We start from the raw sequence: 25013 nt of genomic DNA, 5'->3' as shown, positions 1-25013 counted from the left end.
CGGGGCTGACAGTTAGTTGCACTATGAAGCGAACGACAGTTGCCTCACCGCAAGACCGCCGACATCGCCGACAAACTATTGAGCGTGCGCACGAGGTACTCGGCGGTTGGCGCCACAAACCGGATCACGCTGCCCGCCGCGCGCTCGACACTTGGCCACTGCGAAAAGAGATCCGCAAGCGCAGGGGTCTGTGTATGCAGTTCGCACGTGCGCACACGTGGCGCCGCGCAGGCGCGGTCCCACCACGCGCCGTCGCTCGCGATCTGCCCCACGGCTTCGCGTGCGGCGTCGCGAATCCGCTCGCGGCTCGCGGCAGGCGTCAGCAGATCGCCGCTCGCGTGGCCGCCGGCGTGCTTCACCACCACGAACTTCGCCTCGGGAAAAACGGGCCGCGTTTCGCGTTCGAACACATCGTCGCCGCTCAGGAGCGCCACCCGTGCGCCGTATTCCTGCGCAAGCGCGCCGTACAGCCCCGCCTCGCCCGTTTCGACGCCATCCACGAGCACGCGTGCGAACGCAAAACTATTGATGGTATGCGCAAGCATGCCGCGGCTTTGCGCCATGGCGTGATAGCCAATCATGAAAACGAGCGCGGGCCTTTGTTCGAGCCCCGCCATCATGCCGAGCGTGCGCGGCTTGCCGAGTATGACGCGTGCGCGCGCATCGATCTCGTCGAGCAGCAGGTTGTTGAAGCCGCCATGCGAGTCGTTGACCCACACTTCGCTTGCGCCGCCCGCGAACGCGCCTTCCACGGCCGCGTTCGCTTCGAGCGTCATCCAGCAGCGGGCGCGTTCGTACTCGGGATTGCCGGCGCGCGTTTGCTGAACGTTGAACACACCGCCTATGCCTTCGATATCGACGGAAATCAGTACCTTCACGCTTGCGCCCCGCCTGAAAGCAGATCGGCGAGATCGGGCACGGCTTCGCGCAGCGCGAGACGCACGTGGCCATCGCGGCCCTGCACGGTGCTTGCGCTCCACAAGGCGTCGAGAATCGCTTGCTCGACGCAATCGGCGCTGGCCTGAAACAGTGGATCGAGTTGCGAGTCGGCGAGCAAGGGCGGCAACGCGTAGGTTGGCGCGTCGTGCGCCAGTGTGTATGCGGTGCTGAACGCCAGTGAAACATCACCGCTGCCGTGTCCATACACGGAGCCCGTGCGCGCGAGGCCCGCTGCCGCGCGCATCGACACGCGCCGAAGCTGCCGCGAGTCGAGCGGCGCATCCGTGGCGGTCAACATGATGATTGACCCCTTTTCGGGCGCCTGTGCCGCGCGATTCGACGCCGCGCGCGCCGCAAGTTCGCGCCCCACAGGCACGCCATCGATCGTCAGCATGGGCAAGCGGCCGAAGTTCGCCAGCACGAGTGCGCCCACCGTGTACTGCGCGCCCGCGGTCATTACCACGCGCGACGCCGTGCCAATGCCGCCTTTCAGGTCGAAGCTCGACATGCCACGGCCCGCGCCGACACTGCCGCGCGCAAAGTCAGCGCTCATAGCAGAGCAGGCAGCGACATAGTGTGCCTCGGTCACCGCCAGCGCCTGAAGATCGTTCAGATAGCCGTCATTGCATTCAAACACGAGCGGATTGACGGTCGGCAGGCCGCGCCCGATCTGCGGGTTCGCCGCGACCGCCGCACGAATCTGCGCTTGTGCAAGCGCGCCCACGCCGAACGTATTGGTCAGCGCAATCGGCGTTTCGAGCACACCCAGCTCTTCGAGCTGCATGAGCCCGATGCTCTTGCCGAATCCGTTGATCACGCAAGCGCTCGCCGGCACCTTCTCGCGAAAGAGGTCGCGCGCGTGCGGCATCACCACGGTCACGCCCGTTTGCACATCGCCCGCGTCGAGCGTGCAGTGACCCACGCGCACGCCGCTCACATCGGCAATCGTTCCCGTCGCACCGCTCGCCAGTGTGCCGATATGCGGCGCGGCATCTCCGCGATTCTTGCTCATGCGCGGTCCAGTTTCGGGTCGAGCGCGTCGCGCAGGCCGTCACCCAGCAGATTGAATGCGAGCACGGTGAGGAAGATCGCGAGGCTCGGGAACAGCGCGATATGCGGCGACGTGACCATGTCCGCGCGCGCCTCGTTGAGCATGGCGCCCCACTCCGGCGTGGGCGGCTGCGCGCCGAGGCCGATGAACGACAGGCTCGCCGCCGTGATGATCGAGGTGCCGATACGCATGGTCAGATACACGACCACGGACGACACCGTGCCCGGCAGAATGTGCCGCATGATGATCGTCCAGTCCGACGCGCCAATGCTGCGCGCGGCCTCGACATACGTGAGGTGCTTGAGCATGAGTGTGTTGCCGCGCACGAGGCGTGCGAACGCCGGAATGCTGAACACGGCCACGGCGCACACCACGTTGATCATGCCGTTGCCGAGAATCGCCACCACGCCGATGGCGAGCAGAATGCCTGGGAATGCGAACAACACGTCGGCCACGCGCATGGTGATGCGGTCCCACCAGCCTTCGTAGTAGCCCGCCAGCAAGCCGAAGAACGTGCCGACCACGGCGCCGAGCGCCACCGAAAGAAAGCCCGCCGCGAGCGAGATACGCGTGCCCGCGAGAATGCGGCTGAAAATATCGCGGCCGAGCGCGTCCACGCCGAACCAGTGGGCCGCAGAGGGACCCGCATTGAGCGAGTCGTAGTCGAAGTAATTTTCCGGGTCGTACGGCACGATATGCGGCGCGAACACCGCGATCACCACCAGCAGCAGCACGAAGGCGCCTGCGCCAAGCGCGACATGCTGCTTGCGGAACTTGCGCCAGAACTCGCGCCACGGCGTGCGGATCGCCTCGTCCTGGGCGCGTACGACAACGTTTTGAGTCGTGCTCATGGCGTGCTCACCTGAATCGAATGGTCGGATTGATGACCGCGTACAGCACGTCCACGATCAGATTGATGACGATGAACTCGAGCGAGAACAGCAGCACTTCGGCCTGAATCACAGGGTAGTCGCGCATCGCAACCGAATCGACGAGCAGCCGCCCGAGGCCCGGCCAGTTGAACACCACCTCCACGACGATCGAGCCGCCCAGCAGGAAGCCGAACTGCAGGCCCATCATCGTGACGACGGGAATCATCGCGTTGCGCAGGCAATGCTTGATCACCACCCATTGCTCGGCCACGCCCTTCGCACGCGCCGTGCGCACGAAGTCTTCGTTGAGCACTTCGACGAACGATGCGCGCGTGAAGCGCGCCATCACGGCGGCCACGGCCGCGCCGAGCGTAATCGAAGGCAGCACGTAACTGCGCCACGAACCGTCGCTCACCACGGGCAGCCAGCCAAGGTGCACCGAGAACAGTTCCATGAGCGCCATGCCGAGCGCGAAAGCCGGAAACGAAATGCCCGACACCGCGAGCGCCATGCCGATGCGATCGGGCCAGCGATTGCGCCACACGGCCGAGACGATGCCGATGGCCATGCCGAACACCACGGCCCAGACCATGCTGGTGAGCGTGAGCAGCAGCGTGGGCATGAAACGCTCGCTAATTTCGGTGATGACCGGGCGCTTGCTGCGCATCGAAACACCGAAGTCGCCGTGGGCGATGCGCACGAAAAAGTGGAGGAACTGCTGCGGCAGCGGCTGGTCGAGGCCGAGATCGGCGCGCACGAGCGCAACCGTGGCGTCGTCCGCCTCGGGACCCGCCGCGAGGCGCGCCGGGTCGCCCGGCAGCAAGTGCACGAACAGGAACACCAGGATCGCGACGATCAGGAGCGTCGGCAGGAGACCCAGCGAGCGTTTGACAATGAAATTCAACATAAGCGCGTTACTGCATCGGGGCGTGCGCGGCGCGCCGGACTCGAATGTTCCGGCGCGCCGCGCAACGCATTAGCGAATCGAGATCTCGTCGAAGTTGAACGAGCCGTCCGGCGCCACATACGCGCCGGCCAGGCGCTTGCTGCGGGCGTACACGACCTTTTCCTTCACGAGGAACACCCACGGCGCGTCGGCCCAGATGCGCTTTTGCGCGTCGGTGTAGAGCGCCGTTTTTTGCGCGCGGTCCGTCGTTTCGAGCGCCTTCGCGAGGTCCTCATCGACAGCGGGGTTCTTGTAGTACGCGGTGTTCATGAGCTTGGGCGGCCACGATGCCGAAGCGAGCAGCGGCGAGATGCCCCAGTCCGCTTCACCCGTGGAAGACGACCAGCCGATGTAGTACATGCGCACGCCCGCCGATGCCGCGTCTTGTGCGCTTTCCACGCGCGCCACTGCCGTGCCCGTTTCCAGCGCTTCGACGTTCGCCTTCACGCCCACTTGCGCGAGTTGCTGCTGCACGAACTGAATGGCCTTTTGCGCGGTCGAGTTGTTATACGCCGACCACAACGTCGTTTCGAAACCGTTCGGGTAGCCCGCCTGCTTGAGCAGTTCGCGCGCCTTGGCCGGATCGTACGGCCACGGGCCGAGCTTGACCGAATAGTCCACGCCCTGGGGCAGCACGCCGTCCGAAGGCAGCGCGTAGCCCGCGAACGCGACCTTCGCGAGCGCGTCCTTGTTGATCGCGTAGTTCAGCGCCTGGCGCACGAGCGGGTTGTCGAACGGCTTCTTCGCGGTGTTCAGGCTGATATAGCGCTGGATGATCGAAGGCGTGGCGATCAGGTCCACCTTCGGGTTCGACTGAAACGCGCTCGCCTGCTCGAACGGAATACGGAACGCGAAGTCCGCTTCGCCCGTGCGCATGAGCGCGGCGCGCGTGTTGTTGTCGGCCACCGGCTTCCAGTCGATCTCGTCGATCTTCGGGTAGCCCTTCTTCCAGTAACCGTCGAACTTGTGCACAACGAGGTCGCCCGCCGGGTCCCACTTCACGAATGCGAACGGGCCCGTGCCTACCGGATGCAGCCCGATATCCTTGCCCCACTTCTTCATGGCCGCAGGCGAAATCATCACCGCCGACGGGTGCGCGAGCACGTTCACGAACGCCGAGAACGGCGCATTGAGCGTGACCTTCACCGTGTACGGATCGACCACTTCGGTCTTCGCGATGCGGCGGAACATGTTGTAGCGCTTCAGGTGATTTGCCGGGTCCGTCACGCGGTCGAAGTTCGCCTTCACGGCTGCCGCATTGAAGTCGGTGCCGTCCTGGAACTTCACCCCCTGGCGCAGCTTGAACGTGTAGGTGAGGCCGTCGCCGCTCACTTCATAGCTCGTGGCCAGCACGTTGGTGAGCTTCAGGTCCTTGTCGAAACCGAACAGGCCCTGGTAGAACGACTTCGACACCGCCTGCGAGAGCGTGTCGTTGGCGTCGTACGGGTCGAGCGTCGAGAACGTCGAATCGACGGCCATCACGGCGCGCTGCTCGGCGGCTTGCGCAGCCGTCGCGCCGGCGATCAGCGCGAGTGCGAGCGCGCTGCCCTTCATCCATGCTTTGACTTCATTCATCAATCAGGTCTCCATACCAATGAATCTTGACGATTCAGCGAAATGATGCAGCTAAAAAGCAAACGATTGCGTCGCACGATGGCGCATTCAGTAAGCGCCGCCCACCCGATGCTTCGCAACGAAGTGACCGGGACCGACCGGCACGAGCGGCAACACCTGCGGCTCGTCGCCGGGGGCGCGAATCGGGCTCGGGAGTTCGTCGGCGGCCAGCACGCGCTTCGCGTGGCGGCGCGCCGGATCGGCGATCGGCACCGCGCCCATGAGCTTCTTCGTATAGGCATGCTGCGGGTTTTCGAACACGGCGCGGCGCGGCCCGATCTCGACGATCTGCCCCAGATACATCACCGCCACGCGATGGCTCACGCGTTCCACCACGGCCATGTCGTGCGAGATGAAGAGGTACGCCACGCCCAGTTCCTGCTGCAGGTCGAGCATGAGGTTGACGATCTGCGCCTGTACGGAAACGTCGAGCGCCGACACCGACTCGTCGGCGACCACGACTTTCGGGTTCATCGACAACGCGCGCGCAATGGCGATGCGCTGACGCTGGCCGCCCGAGAACTCATGCGGATAACGCCCCGCCGCCGATTTCGGCAAGCCCACGCGGTCGAGCAGCCATTCCACGCGCGCCTGCGCTTGCGCCCCCTTCGCGATGCCGTGCACGAGCAGCGGCTCCATGATCGAGAAGCCCACCGTGAGGCGCGGGTTGAGCGAAGCGAACGGGTCCTGAAAAATGAACTGGATGTCGCGACGCAAGGTCTGCAACGCGGGCCCGGTGAGGGTGCTGATGTTCTGGCCGCCGAACTCGATCGTGCCGCTCTGGCTCTCCACGAGGCGCAGCAACGAGCGGCCCGTGGTCGATTTTCCGCAGCCGGATTCGCCCACCAGCGCGAGCGTTTCGCCCGCGTGAAGATCGAAACTGACTTTCTCGACCGCGTGCACGCGGCCCGTGACCTTGCCGAACAGACCGCTGCGCACGGGAAATCGCGTAACGAGGTCGCGCACGCGCAGGACCGGCGGGACGTCTGTTTTCGGCGCGTTCGCCGCGAGGTTCGAGGCGGCGGCCGGGCGTGCCGCTTCATTCACCGAAAGCAGCGGGAACTTCTCGGGCAAGTCGGTGCCCTGCATCGCGCCAAGCTTCGGCACGGCGGCGAGCAACGCCTGTGTGTAGCGATGCGAAGGTGCTGCAAAAAGCGTATCGGAGGCACCTTCTTCCACTTTCTCGCCGCGGTACATCACGAGAATGCGGTCCGCCACTTCGGCCACCACGCCCATGTCGTGCGTGATAAAGACCACGCCCATATCCATCTCGTCCTGCAGGCCGCGAATGAGCTGCAGGATCTGCGCCTGAATCGTCACGTCGAGCGCCGTGGTCGGTTCGTCCGCGATCAGGAGCGCGGGCTTGCACGAGAGCGCCATGGCGATCATCACGCGCTGGCGCATGCCGCCCGAAAGCTGATGCGGGAAGCGCTCCATCACGCGGCGCGCCTCGGGAATGCGCACGAGGTCGAGCAGGCGCAGTGTTTCGGCGCGCGCTTGCGAGGCGTTCATCTGCTGATGCAGCGCGATCGCCTCGCTAATCTGGTTGCCCACCGTGAACACGGGGTTCAGCGAGGTCATGGGCTCCTGGAAGATCATCGCAATGTCCGCGCCGCGCACCGAACGCATGGTCGATGCACTCGCACGCGTGAGATCGAGCACGCTGCCGTTGCGCCGGCGCAGTTCGATGCTGCCGCCCGCAATGCTGCCGCCGCCGTGCTCGACGAGCCGCATCAGCGAAAGCGACGTGACCGACTTGCCCGAACCCGATTCGCCGACGATGGCGAGCGTCTCGCCGCGATCGACGTGGAACGACAGATTGCGCACGGCTTCGAACGTGCTCGCGCCGCGCTTGAACGACACGCGCAGATCACGAACGTCGATCACGCGGTTCGGCGGCAACGCGGCCTTTTCTCCGGCCAGTGCGGTATCAAGAGAGTGCGAGGACATCTGCACGATGAGGATTCCTTCGTTTGATGTGCAAAGCGATGCGCCGCTTAAGCGTAAATCGACGCAACGGGCGCTTCGCCCACGCGCGCGTAGCCGCGATACATGCCTTCGGTGTTGAACGGCAGGACCACGTTGCCTTGTGCGTCCACGGCGATCAGGCCGCCGCGGCCGTCAATGCGCGGCAATTGCTCCATCACGACATTCGTTGCCGCTTCGGAGAGCGAAACACCGCGATATTTCATTTGCGCCGCCACGTCGTAGGCCGCGACCATGCGCATGAACATTTCGCCCGAGCCCGTGGTGGACACCGCGCAGGTGGCGTCGTCGGCATAGCAGCCCGCGCCGATCAGTGGTGCGTCGCCCACGCGGCCCACCTGCTTGTTCGTGATGCCGCCCGTCGACGTCGCCGCCGCGAGGTGGCCGTGCGCGTCGAGCGCTACCGCCCCCACCGTGCCGTACTTGCGATTCGGGTCGATCGGCTCGTGCGGCAGGCTTTCTTCCGCTGCCTTTGCTGCGGCCTTCGCCTCAAGCGTTGCCCCGTCGTGATCGAGCATCGCGCGCGCTTCGCCACGTGCGAGTTGCCACTGGCGATAGCGCGCGTCGGTGTGGAAATAGCCGGGATCGACAAATTCGAGGCCCTGTGCCACCGCAAACGCCTCCGCGCCTTCGCCCGTGAAGAGCACGTGCTCGCTCTTCTCCAGCACGCGGCGCGCCGCCAGCACGGGATTGCGCACGCGCTTCACGCAGCACACCGCGCCCGCTTCGAGCGTGCGGCCGTCCATGATCGAGGCGTCGAGTTCGTGCGTGCCGGCAGACGTGAACACCGCGCCATGGCCCGCGTTGAAGAACGGACAGTCTTCGAGCAGGCGCACGGCTTCTTCAACTGCGTCGAGCGCGCTCCCGCCATCGGCCAGGATGCGCTGGCCGGCCGCGAGAATGCGGCTGAGCGCTTCGAGATACTGGGCTTCGACTTCGGGCGCCATCGAGGCGCGCAGGATCGTGCCGGCGCCGCCGTGAATGGCAATGACTGCATTCGATTTCATGACTTCTTTTTCGTGGGGGAAGACGGGGCCGAAGGCGCGGGGCTCGCCTGCGCCGAGGTCGAGGAAAGCCACGGCAGCACCGATTCGGTGATGGCCGCAGCGGCAACGACGGAATCTTTCGCGCGCAACGCCACGGCGTCGCACAGCGCTTCGATGACAGCCAGCACCGCGGCTTCCGAGTTCGCCGCGAGGCGCCGTTCGGAGCGGATCAGCAGCATGAGATCGGCGAAGCGCGCGAGCGGCGAGTCGATGCTGTCGGTGAGCGCGAGCACGCGTGCGCCGAGCTTCGCGGCGTGGCGCGAGAGCTTGATCGTGTCGTCCACGTAGCGCGGAAACGCAATGCCGATCACGAGATCGTCCTTGTTCGCGCCGAGCAGCCGGCGCGCGGAATGCGTGGGACCGCCGACCGAGGAGAGCGCCTGCACGTTGTCCAGATAAGGCAGCAGCGCGTTCTCCATGATCCCGGCGAGAAACGCGCTCGTGCCCGAGCCGATCACGTACACGCGGCGCGCGCAAAGAATCGCGTCCACGGCTGCGGCGGCCGCTGCGCTGTCGATCGACTGGCGCGACAGGCGCAGGTTCGACTCGGCCTGCTCGAGCGACGCGCCGAACAACTCGGCGCCGCTCGTGGGCGATTCCTGCGCGCTGCGCAGCCGCTCGACCGGCGCGAGCGTGGCCTCGAAGCCGCGCACGAGCGCCTCGCGAAACTGCGGATAGCCGTCGAACCCGAGCGAGCGAGCGAAGCGGTTGGCCGTGGCCACCGAAGCGCCCACCGCGCCCGCGAGTTCGTCGATTCGCATCGTCGCGGCATGGAACAGGTTCGCGAGCACGTACTCGGCCATGCGCCGGTGGCCGGGCGTGAGAACGGGCATCGCAGCGGTAATGCGCGCGACGATCTCGCCTTCGGGCGTGTCGGGAGTGGACGGTCGGGTTGGCATGCGTGGGCCGGCGTGAGGACGGCGAGTCCGTAAATGAAATTACATGAACGGATCTTAGTGAAAATTAATTTTCATCGCGCCCGGGGTTTACCCTATCCGAGAGAAGCTAAACGGAAACTAGCTTGACCGGGCGCAACGAGGCGCAAACTCGCGTGCCTCGGACACGATGCAGGATTTTGGGAGGAGAACCCGGCAGAAGCCGGAAAGACACGTCGCCTGCTGGCGAGACGCTGGGAAGATACAAGAAACTTGCCGCCGGCATGGCGCCAGCGGCAATCGAATCAGTCACATGAAAACGGCGTGCGCCGCTTCACGCATTCAACGCCACCATCGCCTTGGCGCCCGGCGCCAACCGCCACGTATTACGCCCCGCGCGCTTGGCTTCATACATTGCGGCGTCGGCCAGACAAAGCGGATCGTCGGCGAGCGCCTTGTTCTCGGCCTCGACGGAAAGCACTGCATGGGTGGCGTCCACCCTGCCCGCCGCCCCAGCCGCGCCGGTCAGCACGACACCCACGCTCGCGCTCGTTTCGATCACGCGCCCCGCAGCGACGAAGACCTTCGACACCTCGCGGCAAATAGCCGCCGCAATACGCTCGCCGGTGCGCGCGTCGCTCACGCCGCGGCTCGCCACCACGAATTCATCGCCGCCCAGGCGGCTCACCACGTCGCCCGTGCGAACGGTGGTGACGAGCCTGCGCGCGGTCTCTTTGAGCAGGGCGTCGCCCACATCGTGGCCGTAGCGGTCGTTGATCGCCTTGAAGCCATCCATGTCGATGAAGAAGAGCGCGAACGGGCTGCCGCTCGCGCGCAGTTCGCACAGCGCCTCCTGCAACGCGCGCCGGTTCGCGAGGCCCGTGAGCGGGTCGATCAGCGCGCCCTCGCGCAGGCGTTGCTCGGTGCGGCGCTGCTCGGTCACGTCGTGCGCCATCACGTAGAAGCCGGTCACCTTGCCCTCGCGCCGGCACGGAATGTAGGTGGCCGACCATACGCGCTCGGAGTCGCCCCGGTAGCGCACCTCGTTGCAGGTCACGCGCTCGCCCGCGAGTGCGCGCGCGAAGAGCGGCTGCAACTGCGCGAAGACTTCGGGGCGCAGCGTTTCGCTCAGGCTGCGACCGCGCAGCGCGGCCGGCTCCGCGCCGAACACGCGCTTGAACGTCTCGTTGTTGAACTGGTAGCGAAGATCGCGATCGACCACGGCGATCAGCGCGGGCACGTTGTCGGTGATCGTCTGCAGCGCGTCGCGGCTGCGCCGCAGCTCCGCCGTGCGCTCACGCACGCGCGCTTCAAGCTCGACGTGATAGTTGCGCAGCGCCTCTTCGCTCTTCTTGCGGCCGGTGATCTCCTGCACGGCCGCGATGAAATGCAGCGGCGTGCCCGCCACGTCGCGCACGAGCGACACCGCGAGATTGACCCACACGGCCTGGCCGTCGGGCCGAAGGTAGCGCTTTTCGATCGCATACGTGGCCGCGCGTCCCGCGAGCAGTTCGGCCACTTGTGCGAGATCGGCGGCAATATCGGCCGGGTGCGTGACAGAAGCGAACGTGCGCCTACGCAGTTCGCTCTCGTCGTAGCCGATGATCTCGGAGAACTTCTGGTTCACGTCGAGAAAATGGCCGTCGAGACCGACCACGGCCTTGCCGATCGGCGTTTGCTCAAACACGGTCCGAAAGCGCGCCTCGCTGATGGCGAGCGAGCGGCGGTCACGCTCGTGCGCCGTGCGCGAGCGGTTCAACTGCCGGCGCAACTCCAGTTCGCGTTCGACCAGGTGCGCGAAGTCCGCGAGCTTCGCGCCCTGCGCCGCGTCGAACGTGCGCGGCTTTTCGTCGATGAGGCAAAGCGTGCCGACCACCTGGCCGTCGGCGAGACGCAGCGGCGAGCCCGCATAGAAGCGGATGTTCGGCGCGCCCGTGACGAGCGGGTTGTCCAGAAAGCGCTCGTCGTCCAGCGCGTCTTCCACCACGAGCATGCGCTTGCTCAGCACGGCGTGCGCGCAGAACGACACGTTGCGCGGCGTTTCGCACGCGGCCAGCCCATGGTGCGACTTGAACCACTGGCGGTCTTCGTCCACGAGCGAGATCAGCACGATCGGCGTGTCGAACGCGAAAGCGGCGAGCCGCGAGATGCGGTCGAATGCCTCTTCGGGATCGGTGTCGAGTATGTCGAGTTGCCGCAGCGCCCGAAGGCGCACATCCTCATCCAGAGGAAGCGGAGCAGTGATCATCGTGGAGAGTCCCGGCTGGGCGGATACGGTTGGGTGGCGCGTTCCGCACCGGCGCGCCTCACTTCGGTTTACGGCCGGAACACGCAAAAACTGAAGCACGGCAATGTCCGAAGCACGCGCGCTGCGCAGCCCTCTGCGCCAGGCATTTCCCTTACGCAGAAGCCGGGAATTAAGCGCACGAACGTTCGGTATACGTGCAGTTGCGCAATCATCACGCCCTTCCGCCTTCATGCCCCTACCGCCCGCGCGGCCCGGCCCACGGCGCTTCATGCCTCTCACCGCGCGGATATCGTCACGCCATGATTGCTTCGGCATCCGAATTACATGCCATTTTTAACCGGTTGGTTATCGCGTTGTGAAATCGATCAAGCCCTCAAAAAAAAGATGTCTGGCGACTTCAGCAACGGTTTTTCATCGCCGTAAAAAGGGCAAAGCTCCACCCTTTCCGGTGTCACCATGAGAACCCTTGCGCAAACCCTGCGACTGAAACAGACCACTGGCGTCGCCTCTGCGGCGCGCAATGCCGCTGGCCGCAGCGCCAGCACGCGCATGAGCGCGGCGCCCCGTGCGCACCGTGCTCCATTGCGCCGCGCTCACGCACATACCGGCACGTCACGTCACTACGCCGTTCGCCGCCTCGCGGCGCAGGCGCGCACGCGCAGAATCTAACGCCACACGGACATCGAAGCATGAATCAGGAAACCGTGGCGGCCATGCCCGATCCCACCTCCGCACTCAAACGCGGGGCAGCGCTTCCCTGGATCGTCCGTACGCGCGCTACGCTGCGCGCCTCGATCCGCGCCCGCACGAAGTTCTTCATCGGACTGTTTTTTGCCTTGTTCGCCACGCAAACCACGCTGCTGGCAAGCCAGCTGATTGCGTTTGGCCAGGCTTTCGAACGCGTGGATACCACCTGGCACGACGAAAGCACTGCGCAGGAGACCGAAGCACCGCATCGGCAAGCCGTTTCCGCTTCGCCTCGCGAGCTTGCCGCCGAGCGGCTGCACAGTCAGGTCCAGCACGGCATCCTGCGCGTGCATCACACGCTCGAAGCGGCCCTGGCGATCGCGCTCGCCACGCTCGCCTTTGGCCTCGTGCTGCTGCACTACCTCGAACGCACGCTGCTGCGCCCGCTGCAGACCTTGACCGATTCGCTCGTGCGCCTTGCGCACGGCGAAGACATGCGCGCATTGCCCGACATGAACCGCACCGACGAGATCGGCGCGATGGCGCATGCCTTCGATACGTTGTGCGAAAAGTCTCGCGAGCTGCATATCGCCCATGAGGCCACGCGCGCCGCCGAGGCGCACGCCCAGGCGCTCGCGCGCCACGATCCGCTCACGGGCCTGCCCAACCGGCGCCTGCTCGCGGCGGAAATGAGCGCGGCGCTCGAGCGCACGCAGCACCGCTCGCCCGATTACCTCGTGTTCGTGATCGACCTCGACCGCTTCAAGCCCGTGAACGACTTTCACGGCCACGCCGCGGGCGACACGGTGCTATGCGAGATCGCAGCGCGCCTGCGCCGCGTGGTGCGCGACGGCGACACGGTCGCGCGTCTGGGCGGCGACGAATTCGCCGTGCTCGCCCGCGTGCATCGCGACGACCACATCGAGGCCGCGAGCGAACTCGCGCAGCGCCTGCTCGCCGCTACGCGCGCGCCCATCGATATCGGCAAGCTGCGCATCAACGTGGACGCGAGCATTGGCATTGCGTGCTGCCCGCGCGACGGCGGCGACCCCGACGCGCTGTTGCGCGCCGCCGATATCGCCATGTATCGCGCCAAGTGCGAAGGCAAGGGCACCTACCGCTTCTTCGAGCAAAAGATGGACGACGAACTGCGCCTGCAGGCCTCGCTCGAATCGGACTTGCGCCGCGCGCTCGCGGGCGGCGATATTCGTCCGTTCTACCAACCGCTCGTGCGTCTCGCCGACGGCCAGACCACGGGCTTCGAGATTCTCGCGCGCTGGCACCACGAGCAGCGCGGCTGGATCTCGCCCGAGGTGTTCGTGCCGCTCATCGAGCAGATGGGCATTTCGCCCGCGTTCACCGCTTCGATCTTGCGGCGCGCGTGCCGCGACGCACTGGGCTGGCCCTCGCGCTATCACCTCGCGCTCAATCTCTCACCCGCGCAGTTCAAGGACACGCAACTCGCGGCGCTGCTACTCACGATCCTCGCCGACGAGGGCATGCCGCCCGAGCGCATGGAGATCGAGATTACCGAATCGGCGCTCATGTACGACTTCGACGCGGCGCGCGCCGTGCTCGCGGACTTCCGCAACGCGGGGCTGCGCATGTCGCTCGACGACTTCGGCACCGGCTATTCGAGCCTGCAGCACTTACGCGAACTGAAGGTGGACAAGCTGAAGATCGACCGCTCCTTCGTGCTCTCCATGGCTTCGTGCGACGAGAGCGCCAAGATCGTCGACGCGATCATCGCGCTCTCCACGAACCTCGGCATGAGCACGGTGGCCGAGGGCGTAGAGACCGCGGAACTCGCGCGCACGCTGGCGGCCAAGGGCTGCGACTACGCGCAGGGCTATTTCTTCGGCAAGGCGATGGCGGCGCGTGAAATCGATGCTTTGCTGAACGTGGATCGTGCGGCGAACGAGGCGCGTCTGAAGCGTGTTGTCGAGCCGGCCTGAATGGATTGACCCGTATTACTTTGAAAAAGAAAAGGTAGACATCATGTTTGTCGCAATTGGCTGGATAGTCGTGCTCGGATCGGTGATCGGGAGCTTCGTGGGCGTGGGGGGCCACCTGCCCGCGCTCGTTCAACCGTTCGAACTCCTGTGTATTTTCGGCGCGGCGCTGGGCGCGTTCGTGGTGAGCAATCCCACGGCCACGCTCGGCAAGACGCTCAAGGCGCTGCCCACCTGTTTCAAGGGCGGCGGCTACACGAAGGCGCAATACCTGGAGCTGATCGCCCTCCTCTACGAGTTGCTGCAAAAGGCGCGCAAGGAAGGCATGATGGCGCTCGAAGCCGACATCGAGGCGCCCGAGAACAGCCCGATTTTCCAGAAGTACGCGCGTGTACTCTCCGACCATCATCTGCTCGACTTCATCGTCGACTATCTGCGCATGATGTCGAGCGGCAACGTGAACCCCATGGAAATGCAGGACCTTATGGACGAGGAACTCGACACGCACCACTCCGAAGTGTCGATCGCGCCCAACGCCATCCAGAAGATGGCCGACGGCCTGCCCGCCTTCGGCATCGTGGCGGCCGTGATGGGTGTGGTGCACACCATGGGGTCGGTCGGCAAGCCGCCCGCCGTGCTCGGCGAGATGATCGCAGGCGCGCTCGTCGGTACGTTCCTCGGCATTCTGCTCGCCTACGGCTTCGTCGGCCCAATTGCCGACCTGCTCAACGCCAAGGGCCGCGCCGCCAGCAAGCCGTTCCAGTGCGTGAAGGCCGTGCTGCTCGCGTCGCTAGCCGGGTACGCGCCGCCCGTGGCCGTGGAGTTCGGCCGCAAGGTGCTCTTCACGTCCGACCGCCCGAGCTTCCAGGAGCTCGACGAGGCGGTGCGCGCCACCAAAACGCCAAAGGCCGCTTAGGAGTCCCGATATGCCAGAACGCACTCCAGGCTCGCGCGCCGCGCGCGACACCGAAGGCAGCAAGGTCACCCTGGTGGTGCGCCGCGTGAAAAAAGGCGGCCACGAGGGCCATCACGGCGGGGCATGGAAGATTGCCTATGCCGACTTCGTGACCGCAATGATGGCGTTTTTCCTCTTGATGTGGCTGCTCGGTTCAACCTCGCAATACGACCGCGACGGCATCGAGAAGTACTTCAACACGCCGCTTTCGGCCATGCTCGGCAGCACACCCGCTGCAGCGAATCCCAACCCGAGCGTGGTGCAAGGCGGTGGCCGCGACCTCTCCAGCAAGACGCCCGCCGTGGGCGGCTCGAACGCGCAGACCACGCTCTCGCACGCCGTGCCAGTGGAAGCGCTCGACAAGTCGCGTCTTTCGCAGCTGAAGGAAAAACTCTCGGCGCTCATCGAGCGCAAGCCGGAATTGCGCGCGTACCGCGACCAGATCCGCATGTCGATCACGGACGAAGGCCTGCGCATCGAGCTGGTCGACTCGCTCAAGCGCCCCATGTTCGCAACCGGCAGCGCGAAGCTCGAAGACTACGCGTACGAGATCCTCGTGCAGATCGGCAGCGCGCTCAACGGCGTGGACAGCGGCGTGTCGATCGCGGGGCACACCGACTCGGTGCCCTACTCGGGGGGCCTGGCGGGCTACTCGAACTGGGAGCTTTCCAGCGAGCGCGCGAACGCCGCGCGCCGCGCGCTCGTGGCCGGCCATCTGAGCGAGGAGAAATTGCTCCAGGTGCGCGGTCTCGCCGATGTTCTGCCGCTCGACCAAGACACGGCGGACAGCCCGCTGAACCGCCGCATCAGCATTCTGGTGATGAGCAAGGCCGCCGAGCGCGCGTTCTTCGAACAAGCAAAACGCTACGGCGTCGAACCGCCGCAGAAGGGCGCCACGCCCGCGTCGTAACGCTTCCGCGGCGCGGCCAGCACAGGTCTCCAAACAGGCAGGAATGCCCCCAATGCGCCTCGCCCCGGCGCATCGAATCGACGGGCACAGCGCGGTACGCCGCTTGCTGTATCTCCCAGCAAGCGGCCAGAACCGCTGCGGCATCGCCTGCCGCCTCACACGGGAATCGTCGGGAGTCTGGCCGGACTCAACGTTGTTCCCCTGATATCTGGAGACCATCATGCCCACCTTCATTCCTCCGCCCATGCCAACCGGTAATGGCGCGCGCATCGTCGGCAAGGGCCGCGTAAGCGCAGCGGGGCCCGGCCCCGACGTGATGGCAGCCAGCACGCTCGACAGCGACCGCGTGCTGAGTTCGGACGGCCAGGAAGTCGGCAAGATCAAGGAGATCATGCTCGACGTGCAGAGCGGCCGCGTGGCCTACGTGGTGATGTCGAGCGGCGGCTTTCTCGGCATTGGCGACAAGCTGCTCGCCATCCCCTGGAGCGCGCTCATGCTCGACACGAGCCGCAAGTGCTTTCTGCTCAACGTGTCGTCCGAGCGCGTGAAGGAAGCGCCGGGCTTCGACCGGGACAGCTGGCCTGCCATGGCCGACGCAAGCTGGGGCAGCACGCTGCACGCGTATTACGGCGCCGAGCCGTACTGGGCAGCGGTCGAGCCGGTGACGCCGCGCCACTGAGCTTCCTGCCCGGCTCCGAACGGCAAGCAGGCGTTCGGAGCCGCACGCGGTCGTTCAGCGCCGCGATGTCCCGGCGTTTTCCGCCGTTTGCTCTGCCTTGGCAGCGCCGGTGGCCTCCAGTGCCCACGTGTTGACCATGCGCCGCATGGGGCAGGCAATCACCGTGGCCACGCGGCTCGCCTGCTCCGCCTCGGGCACATTCCACCCGCCCTCCGCCAGCGCCCGCACGCGTTGTCTGAACGCGATCTGCAAGGCATCCGATTTCACCGACACCTCGCTCTGCCAGCTCTCCGGCACGCGAACCGGCCGGATGCGCCGGAGCACGGCGTGGTCTTCCTCGAAAATGCGCAGATTGCGCGCGCGAAAACGCCCGTCGAAAAGCGGATTGCGCAGGAAGCTGCGGCCCATCATCCAGAACGTCTGCGTGCGCCCCGCATCCACCGGCACATGCGCCGACGCGATATGGATGCGCCACCCATTGGCGAGCGTCAGTTCGAGCGTCGCGCACGGGCCGCTCAGGTGAAAGCCCGTTTGCGTGACCACGTCGACATGTTCGCCCGTAGGCATGCGGCGCAGCCAGCCCTTGCGCACGGGCCGCCGCATCACGAGCCGCGCGTGGCCGCTCCAGGCGTTGGCGCTCACGTTGACTGCGTCGATTTCGGGGCGGTCGGGCGCGCCGAACGAACTGCCGTGCACGAACGGCGCGTGCGCGAAATCGAGTCCGTTCTCGATCACGCGTTCCCAGTTCGCCTCCCACGCGTAAGTGCCGTATACGACGCGCACATTCGGGTCGTCGGCCCAGGCGAGATCGGGCAGCGGCGGCCGCTCCTCTTCGGGCAGGTCGCCCACGAACGCCCAGACCCAGCCATGACGCTCGACCACGGGGTAGCGGTCCACGCGCGCTCGCGCCGGAATGCGCGCCTGCGGCTGCGCGGGAATGTGCGTGCACACGCCGTCGCCGCCATAGCGCCAGCCGTGGTACGGGCACTGGACCTCGCCGTTCACGCGGCGGCCGGCCGCGAGCGAAGCGCCGCGATGCACGCAGATATCGGAGAGCAACTGCGCGCGGCCCTGTGCGTCGCGAAACGCGACGAAGCGGTGACCGAGCAGCGTGACCGGCAGCAACTGCTCGCGCAAATCCGCGGCGGCGGCCACGACGTACCAGAGGTTTTTCAGCATGTCAGATCGAAGCAGAGAATCGAATGCGCCAATTGGACCAGATTTGGGGTCCCGATGGCGACAGGCGCACAATACGTGCCGTTACGGCGCGGCTTCGATGCCGCCATCGCCTGACAACTCCGGGCAACCCTACAGGTAACCGCTAACCATGACCCAGTTCTTCAGCGAAGCCGCCTCCGCCGAGGCTGTCAATGCGCGTATTGGCGAAAACGCCGACGAGCGTCTGCGCGAGGTGATGAGCGCGCTCGTGCGTCACCTGCACGCGTTCGCGAAAGAAGTGCAACTCACGCAGCCGGAATGGGAAACCGCCATCGACTTCCTGACCACGGCCGGCCAGCTTTGCAGCGCCGAGCGCCAGGAGTTCATCCTGCTCTCGGACACGCTAGGGTTTTCCATGCTCGTCGATGCCATCAACAACCGTCGCCCTACCGCCGCCACCGAAAACACGGTGTTCGGCCCATTCCACGTGGCCGGCGCGCCCGAGCGCGAGATGGGCGCGTGCATCACCGCCGACGGCAAAGGCGAGCCCTGCCTGTTCGAGGGCCGCGTGCTCGATCTCGAAGGCCGCCCGGTGGAGGGCGCGCGCATCGACGTGTGGTCCGACAACGCCGACGGCTACTACGACGTGCAGCAGCCCGGCGTACAGCCCAAATGGAACAACCGCGGCATCTTCACGACCGGCGCGAACGGCGCGTACCGCTTCGTCGGCATCAAGCCGGTGTCGTACCCGATCCCGCACGACGGCCCGGTGGGCAAGATGCTCGCAAGCCTCGGCCGGCACCCGTACCGGCCCGCGCACATGCATTTCCTCATCACCGCGCCGGGCTTCCAGAAGGTGGTCACGTATACCTTCGTGGGCGACGATCCATACCTGCAGTCGGACGCCGTGTTCGGCGTGAAGGCGTCGCTCGTCGCGCCGTATGAGCGCGTGGCGGACAGCGTCACGCCCTGGCGCTCAACGTTCGATTTCGTGCTGATGCCGCTCGCGCCGCACGCCTGATTCAGCAATGCCGCGAACTGGACGCAATATCGCGCCCTGCTCGCCGCATTGTCCGCCGCGCCCAGGTCATAGACTGATCCTGCAGTCGAACGAACAGTCGAACGAACAACCGGGAACACCTTGGGGGCGGCGATGCGGGTCACGAACTGGATTCTGGTGCTGGAATGCGCGTATATGGAGTTTTCCAGCTGGCGCGGCAAGAACGTGTATCGCCGCACGGTGGCGTACGACAGCGTGGTTTGGTGCTAGCGCTAAACCATAAGCCATCGACGCAACGGCAATCCTCCACTACAGTCGAAGATTTTGAAGGCGCGCTAGAGACGCCCGCCTCCCGTCATCGTTGCTGGAATCGAGGATCCGACCATGCTGTTCCCCGCCGTTGCCACCGTCGCCCTGCTGATCGTGGTGTATGTCCACGCGAACATTCCGCGCTTCACCGAGCGAGGGCCGAAGCGCATCGTCGCCCACGCCACGCTGTTGCTGGGGGGCCTGTGCTTCGGCGTGATCGGCGGCATGATGGCCGGAACGTTCGCGCCGCCGTGGGCGGTGATCGCTTGCGGCATGGGCGTCGTGCATCTGCCGGCCCTGTGCATGGTCGTGCTCAAGCGCTTCAAGCACTCCGGGCGCAGCTAATACGGCGTTCGCGGGCCGCGCCCACCGTCCTCAAACGCGATTCAACGCGGGCCGCCCGTCGAGCACCGCGGCCACGTTATCGAGCGCCGTAAAGCCCATCTGGTCGCGCGTTTGCACCGTGGCGCTCGCCATGTGCGGCGTGAGAAAGACGTTGTCGAGGCTGGCAAAGCGCTGGTCGACATTGGGCTCGTTGCGATGCACGTCGAGACCCGCGCCGAACAGGTGTCCCGAGGTCAGGGCGTCGTAAAGCGCATCTTCATCCACGAGGCCGCCGCGCGCCGCGTTGACGAATACCGCGCCCTTCGGCAAGCGCTCAAATTCCTTTTTCGTCATCAGGGGCGCGCCGCCGCCCGGCACGTGCAGCGTGAGCACTTCGCAATGCGGCAGCATCTCCTGGAAGCTCGCGTAATAAGTCGCGCCGTTTTCCAGGGAAGGCGCAGCACGATTGATATCGGTGTAGATCACGCGCATGCCGAAGCCGAGCGCGCGCTTCGCCACCGCCCGGCCAATACGGCCAAAGCCCACAATGCCCAGCGTCTTGCCATTCACGCGCGTGCCCAGCATGTCGGTCATGCCGAACGACTTGCCCCAGCCGCTGCGCATGATCCGTTCGTACTCCGATGCACGCCGGCATGCTGCCAGCATGAGCAACATGGAGAAGTCGGCGGTGCATTCGGTCAAGGCGTCGGGCGCGTTCGTTACCACTATGCCGCGATCGCGGGCAGCGGCCACATCGAGGTGATCGACGCCCGCACTCGCGTTGGCGATGATTTTCACGCAGGCAGGCAGCGCGGCAATGTGTTCGGCCTGCAAGCCCGACTTCTTGCCGATCAGCACAGCCGGCACCTCGTGCTGCTTGCAGAAGTCGACCACGGACCACGCGTCCATATCGGCGTCGGTCACGAAGGCATGGAATTCGGCCACAGCGCGTTGCGCCACAGCGGCGGGCACTTTTCGCGCGATCAGAAGCCTCACGCGTTGATTTTCCGGCATGGTGTTTTCCCCTTTGGGTATGAACAGACGTCGAGAGACTACGAAAGCGTCTGCCGGCCGGTCAATGTTGATTCGGCGAATCAAGTTCTGGCGGGCGCTGTGGCCCTGTATTCGCTTCAGCGCGTGTGTACGCGGCGCCTTACGCGATCCGCGCATCAGGAAAACCCTGATCCGGCGCCCAGATATCAAGGCCCCAGATGTTGATTCAACGAATCAAGATTGCTGCGCGCCTCACGCGAATGCAATTCTTTTCCCGTGTTCAATGGAATCGGGAAGAGGACGCGAAATGCCTGCATCGAAAAAGTTCGCCGCCGTGACGGGCGCTGGTTCCGGCATCGGCCGCGCCACCGCCGTGGCGCTCGCCAACGCCGGGTTCGCCGTTGCGCTAATCGGCCGCCGGATCGAACCGCTGCTGGAGACGAAGGAACGGATCGGCAACGAGGGGGCAGACGCCCACGTGTTTTCCGCAGATGTGACCCAGGCAGAATCGGTCGAGCACGCGTTCGCGCAAATCGCGCAGACCTTCGGCCGTCTCGACGTGCTGTTCAACAATGCAGGCCGCAACGCGGGCGCCGTGCCGCTGGAAGACTACGAGACCGACTTCTGGAACGATGTGGTCGCAACCAATCTCACCGGCGTATTTCTGTGCGCGCGCGCCGCGTACCGGCTCATGAAAGCGCAGTCGCCGCAAGGTGGGCGCATCATCAACAACGGCTCGATCTCCGCGCATTCGCCGCGCCCGCACACCATCGCCTACTCGGCCACGAAGCACGCCGTAACGGGCATCACCAAATCGATCGCGCTGGACGGCCGCGCGTACAACATCGCGTGCAGCCAGATCGACATCGGCAACGCAGCCACGTCGCTCACCGAGCGCATGAACAAAGGCGTGCTGCAGGCCGACGGACGCCTCGCGCCCGAAGCGCGCATGGACGTCGCGCACGTCGCAAATGCGGTCGTGCACATGGCGAGCCTGCCGCTCGAAGCCAACGTGCTCAACATGACGATCATGGCGAGCGCCATGCCGTTTGTCGGCCGGGGATAGCGCAGCGCCCCGCCCGATTTGAACGCCCAACATAAAAAAAGCAGGCGTCAGAACTGATATTGGAGACACCGATGAAAGTCGCAGAGGAACAGGTTTTACCCGCCCAAGCTCCGGCCTACGCGAATAGTGCAAAGCGCACCCGGGTACGGTACTTCGTGCTCTCGATGCTGCTCGTGGCGACCGTGCTCAACTTCGTCGACCGCTCGGCATTGGGCATCGTGGCACCCGGCCTTTCGAAAGATCTCGCGCTCAACAAGATGCAGATGGGCGAACTGTTCGCGGCGTTCGGCCTCGCCTACTCGATCGCGCTCCTGCCAGGCGGCATTCTCACCGACGTGCTCGGCTCGCGCGTGGCCTATGCGCTCTCGCTCGTGGGCTGGTCGATCGCCACGCTCACGCAGGGTTTTGCGAGCGGCTATCACATGCTGCTCGGCTCGCGCCTCACCATGGGCGCGCTCGAAGCCCCGGCATTCCCCTCGAACACGCGCGCCGTCACGTTGTGGTTTCCCGTGCAGGAACGCGGCTTCGCCACGAGCGTGTACGTGATGGGGCAATACGTGGGCACACCGCTCTTCACGGGCCTGCTGCTGTGGATTTCCTCGGCCTATGGCTGGCGCACCGTGTTCTTCGTGACGGGCGGCTTCGGCATTCTCTTCAGCATGGTCTGGTATCGCATGTATCGCGATCCGCACAAGCACCGCTCGGTCAATGCCGCGGAGCTTCAATACATCAACGAGGGTGCGGCGCCCGCCGCGCGCAAACCGCGCGAGAAGTTCGACTGGCGCATGGCGCTCAAGCTGCTCAGCTACCGCCAGATCCTCGCCATTTGCCTTGGCAAGTTCTGCAACAACACGCTGCTTGTTTTCTTCACGACGTGGTTCATGACGTACCTGATCGAAGCGCGCCATATGTCGATGATCAAGGTGGGCATTTTTCAGGCCATGCCGTTCATTGGCGCGACGATTGGCATTCTCTCGGCGGGCTTCCTCTCAGACTTCTTTATCCGGCGCGGCGTGTCGATCTCGGCTGCGCGCAAGGCGCCGCTCATCATCGGCACGATGCTGGGCGCTTCGATCGTGCTAGTGAATTTCGTCGAGTCGAACGAGATCGTGATCGCCATTCTCACCGTGGCCTTCTTCGCGCAGGGCATTGGCTCCATGTCGTGGGCCGCCGTTTCGGAAATCGCGCCGCGTCAATACGTGGGCCTCACGAGCAGTATCACGAGTCTTGCCGCGAACATTGCAGGCGTTACCACGCCGCTCATGATCGGCTATATCACGCAACACACCGGGCACTTCTACTGGGCGCTCAACCTCATGGGCGCGATCTGCCTGCTCGGCACACTCTCGTATTCGCTGCTGCTCGGCAAGCTCTCGCGCATCGAACTCTGACACTCGCACACACACGGGGCGAAAAACGCATGATCGAATTCAAGTGGGACCATCTCCAGCTCTGCTCAGCCAATGCGGAGGCCACCGCCGCGTGGTTCGAACGTTGCCTGAATGCCGAAATCGTACGCAGGCCGGGCCGCGTGGATCTGCGCATCGGCGAGATCAATCTGTTCATCACGCAATTGACAGGCGAGCGCGCTGCGCAACGAACGCGTGAGGCACGCTCGCAAGGCATCGATCATTTCGGCGTGGTGGTGGACGATCTCGATGCGGCCTTCGCGCATCTCACGCGCCATGAAGCGGAAATCGTCGAACCGGTGAAGCCCATTCGCCCGGGCGTGCGCGCCTGCTTCGTGCGCGCGCCGGGCGAGATTCTCATCGAAGTGCTCGAGCGGCGGCCCGCAGAGATGACTTTTCGCTGAAAAACCGTCAATATTGCCGCTGAATCTCCGCACTGCCCCGTCTGCCCTGCCATGCCAAACTGGATCACCCTGACTGAAGCCGCCCGTCAACTCGGCGTACAGGCGCAGACCGTCTATGCCTACGCAAGCCGCGGCAATATCGCGGTCATGCCCGATCCGCACGACCCGCGCAAGAGCCTCTACCGCGCCGAAGACGTCGCCAGCCTGTGCCGCAAGAAGCAGGTGGGCCGCAAGCGCGAGGCGCTCGCCGCGGGCACGATCTTCGGCGCGGAGCCGTGCATCTACAGCAGCATCACCACGTTCTCGAAGGGCCGCCCGTATTACCGGGGACGCGACAGCATCGCCATGGCGCAAACGGCCACGCTCGAAGACGTCGCTACCCTCCTCTGGAACGCGCGCGCGGACGTGACATTCGAAGCCGCCGACATGCGCCTGCATGGCGACGAGCGCGGTCGCGAATGCGCGTTCACATCGCTTGCGGCCATCGCGGCGCGCGGCCACTCCACGCTTGGGCGTACCGACACGGCCCTGCACGTGGAAGCCGGCCGGCTCGTGGCGGTCATTGCTCATGCGTTCGGCGCACGCTGCGAGGCAGCGGCAAACGCCGCCCCGCCGCCAGTTCACGAGCGCCTCGCGCAAGGCTGGGGCCAGGGCAGCGAGGGCGCGGAGTTGATCCGCCGCGCCATGGTGCTCGTGGCCGACCACGAGATCACCAGTTCGGCGTTCGCCGCGCGCATCACGGCGTCCACCGGCGCGTCGTTGCCGGGCTGCCTGCTTACGGGACTCGCCACGCTCTCCGGTCCGCTGCACGGCGACGCATCGGGCCGCGTGCGCGCGGTGTTCGACGACGTGGGGCGGCTCGGCGCGGAGCATGTCGTTGCCCATCATTTACAGTCGGCCATTCCCATTCCCGGGTTTGGACACCATCTCTATCCCGACGGCGACCCGCGCGCGGACGCCTTGCTGGAAGTGCTGGACGCACCCGCGGAGATCGCCTCCTTCATCGAGAAGGTCGTGGCGCTAACAGGCCTCAAGCCGAATATCGACGTGGCGCTCGCCACGCTCGCTGCGCAACTCAAGCTGCCGCGCGACGCCTCGTTCGCGCTCTTCGCCACCGCGCGCAGCGTGGGACTGCTCGCGCATTGCATCGAGCAGCTCAGGGTGGGCAAGGTCATCCGTCCGCGCGGACGCTACACCGGGCCCGCGCTCGAAGATGCCAACGCCGCAGCGAGCGCAGACGAGAACGCCAAAACGCCCGACGCAGCGACGCTCGAAAAGAACCGCCTCTTCAAGTCAGTGGCGCGCTGAGGAACGCGCAAGGCGACTGATCTTCCTTCACGCGCTCGTCTCTTTTCGCTTTTGATATTCAGTCATCCAAAGCAATATTGCGCTTAAGCGTACTCGATAAATCGCTACCTGGCTTTGGAAAAAAGTGCGTTTCGCTTGCACAATTTTCCGTGCACGCGATGCCGTCGAAATATTGACGTGCGCTGGCTCGCAACGCGTCGCGAGCTGCTGTATGCTCTGCGCGCAACTTCGACCAGAAAGAATTAACGCGCCCATGGCCCAGACATTCCCGCAGTCATCTCG

The 25013-nt window shown here is 65.3% G+C and carries 22 protein-coding genes; 10 read left to right on the top strand and 12 right to left on the bottom strand.

Translation table 11 applies throughout. The features are described from left to right. Positions 1-44: 44 nt before the first annotated feature. The 9 genes from U5A58_RS20090 to U5A58_RS20050 form a co-directional block, all read right to left on the bottom strand. Positions 45-878 carry a M55 family metallopeptidase gene (locus U5A58_RS20090; protein ID WP_321962741.1) on the bottom strand — a complete coding sequence of 278 codons (834 nt, stop codon included), beginning with the start codon at positions 876-878 and terminating at the stop codon, positions 45-47. Continuing rightward, entirely contained in the window at positions 875-1951 is a 1077-nt protein-coding gene (locus U5A58_RS20085) for a P1 family peptidase (RefSeq protein WP_321962740.1), read from the bottom strand. The genes U5A58_RS20090 and U5A58_RS20085 overlap by 4 nt, the downstream gene beginning before the upstream one ends. Next, on the bottom strand, positions 1948-2841 hold the full coding sequence (gsiD, locus tag U5A58_RS20080; RefSeq protein ID WP_321962739.1) for a glutathione ABC transporter permease GsiD: 894 nt from the start codon (positions 2839-2841) through the stop codon (positions 1948-1950). Before gsiD ends, U5A58_RS20085 begins: the two co-directional genes overlap by 4 nt. 7 nt (positions 2842-2848) lie before the next feature. Beyond that, complete coding sequence (gsiC, locus tag U5A58_RS20075) at positions 2849-3769, bottom strand: glutathione ABC transporter permease GsiC (protein WP_321915066.1); 921 nt, start codon at positions 3767-3769, stop codon at positions 2849-2851. Positions 3770-3838: 69 nt separating this feature from the next. Further along, complete coding sequence (gene gsiB / locus U5A58_RS20070; RefSeq protein WP_321915094.1) at positions 3839-5362, bottom strand: glutathione ABC transporter substrate-binding protein GsiB; 1524 nt, start codon at positions 5360-5362, stop codon at positions 3839-3841. Between the two features lie 108 nt (positions 5363-5470). Beyond that, a complete protein-coding gene (locus U5A58_RS20065; protein ID WP_321962738.1) occupies positions 5471-7372 on the bottom strand; it encodes a dipeptide ABC transporter ATP-binding protein in 1902 nt (633 codons plus the stop codon). A gap of 47 nt (positions 7373-7419) precedes the next feature. After that, a complete protein-coding gene (locus tag U5A58_RS20060; protein WP_321962737.1) occupies positions 7420-8415 on the bottom strand; it encodes an isoaspartyl peptidase/L-asparaginase in 996 nt (331 codons plus the stop codon). Beyond that, complete coding sequence (locus U5A58_RS20055; RefSeq protein ID WP_321962736.1) at positions 8412-9353, bottom strand: MurR/RpiR family transcriptional regulator; 942 nt, start codon at positions 9351-9353, stop codon at positions 8412-8414. The genes U5A58_RS20060 and U5A58_RS20055 overlap by 4 nt, the downstream gene beginning before the upstream one ends. 310 nt (positions 9354-9663) lie before the next feature. Further along, a complete protein-coding gene (locus U5A58_RS20050; protein ID WP_321962735.1) occupies positions 9664-11577 on the bottom strand; it encodes a PAS domain S-box protein in 1914 nt (637 codons plus the stop codon). Positions 11578-12266: 689 nt separating this feature from the next. Between U5A58_RS20050 and U5A58_RS20045 the strand changes: the two genes are divergently transcribed. The 4 genes from U5A58_RS20045 to U5A58_RS20030 all read left to right on the top strand — a co-directional run bounded on the left by U5A58_RS20045 (position 12267) and on the right by U5A58_RS20030 (position 16760). After that, positions 12267-14219, top strand: a complete 1953-nt coding sequence (locus tag U5A58_RS20045; RefSeq protein WP_321962734.1) for a putative bifunctional diguanylate cyclase/phosphodiesterase — start codon at positions 12267-12269, stop codon at positions 14217-14219. Between the two features lie 43 nt (positions 14220-14262). Next, on the top strand, positions 14263-15132 hold the full coding sequence (motA, locus tag U5A58_RS20040) for a flagellar motor stator protein MotA (protein WP_321915073.1): 870 nt from the start codon (positions 14263-14265) through the stop codon (positions 15130-15132). A gap of 10 nt (positions 15133-15142) precedes the next feature. Next, positions 15143-16081: a flagellar motor protein MotB gene (gene motB / locus U5A58_RS20035; RefSeq protein WP_321962733.1), complete on the top strand. Its 939-nt coding sequence runs from the start codon at positions 15143-15145 to the stop codon at positions 16079-16081. Positions 16082-16301: 220 nt separating this feature from the next. Then, on the top strand, positions 16302-16760 hold the full coding sequence (locus U5A58_RS20030; RefSeq protein WP_321915075.1) for a PRC-barrel domain-containing protein: 459 nt from the start codon (positions 16302-16304) through the stop codon (positions 16758-16760). A gap of 54 nt (positions 16761-16814) precedes the next feature. Here the strand turns inward: U5A58_RS20030 and U5A58_RS20025 are convergent, their stop codons facing one another. Continuing rightward, positions 16815-17939 carry an aromatic ring-hydroxylating dioxygenase subunit alpha gene (locus U5A58_RS20025; RefSeq protein WP_321962732.1) on the bottom strand — a complete coding sequence of 375 codons (1125 nt, stop codon included), beginning with the start codon at positions 17937-17939 and terminating at the stop codon, positions 16815-16817. A 148-nt stretch (positions 17940-18087) separates the two neighbouring features. Between U5A58_RS20025 and U5A58_RS20020 the strand changes: the two genes are divergently transcribed. After that, positions 18088-18939 (top strand): intradiol ring-cleavage dioxygenase, encoded by an 852-nt coding sequence (locus U5A58_RS20020; RefSeq protein ID WP_321962731.1) that lies wholly within the window; start codon positions 18088-18090, stop codon positions 18937-18939. Positions 18940-19302: 363 nt separating this feature from the next. Continuing rightward, a complete protein-coding gene (locus tag U5A58_RS20015) occupies positions 19303-19572 on the top strand; it encodes a hypothetical protein (RefSeq protein ID WP_321915079.1) in 270 nt (89 codons plus the stop codon). Between the two features lie 30 nt (positions 19573-19602). Here the strand turns inward: U5A58_RS20015 and U5A58_RS20010 are convergent, their stop codons facing one another. Next, the gene (locus U5A58_RS20010; RefSeq protein ID WP_321962730.1) at positions 19603-20565 is read right to left on the bottom strand and encodes a D-glycerate dehydrogenase; all 963 of its coding nucleotides are present in this window, start codon (positions 20563-20565) and stop codon (positions 19603-19605) included. A 286-nt stretch (positions 20566-20851) separates the two neighbouring features. On the opposite strand from U5A58_RS20010, the gene U5A58_RS20005 reads away from it, so the two are divergent. The 4 genes from U5A58_RS20005 (at position 20852) to U5A58_RS19990 (ending at position 24731) form a co-directional block, all read left to right on the top strand. After that, the gene (locus U5A58_RS20005) at positions 20852-21610 is read left to right on the top strand and encodes an SDR family oxidoreductase (RefSeq protein ID WP_321962729.1); all 759 of its coding nucleotides are present in this window, start codon (positions 20852-20854) and stop codon (positions 21608-21610) included. Between the two features lie 71 nt (positions 21611-21681). Beyond that, complete coding sequence (locus tag U5A58_RS20000; protein WP_321962728.1) at positions 21682-23001, top strand: MFS transporter; 1320 nt, start codon at positions 21682-21684, stop codon at positions 22999-23001. 29 nt (positions 23002-23030) lie between these two features. Continuing rightward, positions 23031-23423 carry a VOC family protein gene (locus U5A58_RS19995; RefSeq protein ID WP_321962727.1) on the top strand — a complete coding sequence of 131 codons (393 nt, stop codon included), beginning with the start codon at positions 23031-23033 and terminating at the stop codon, positions 23421-23423. Between the two features lie 51 nt (positions 23424-23474). Then, entirely contained in the window at positions 23475-24731 is a 1257-nt protein-coding gene (locus tag U5A58_RS19990; protein WP_321962726.1) for a citrate synthase, read from the top strand. 27 nt (positions 24732-24758) lie between these two features. On the opposite strand, the gene U5A58_RS19985 is transcribed toward U5A58_RS19990, so the two are convergent. Continuing rightward, positions 24759-25013 (bottom strand): hypothetical protein (locus tag U5A58_RS19985; RefSeq protein ID WP_321962725.1); only part of this gene is annotated, 255 nt, incomplete at its 5' end.

This window comes from Paraburkholderia sp. J7 (assembly GCF_905220155.1).
Classification (GTDB): Bacteria; Pseudomonadota; Gammaproteobacteria; order Burkholderiales; family Burkholderiaceae; genus Paraburkholderia.
This window is presented reverse-complemented; position numbering and strand designations above follow the sequence as displayed.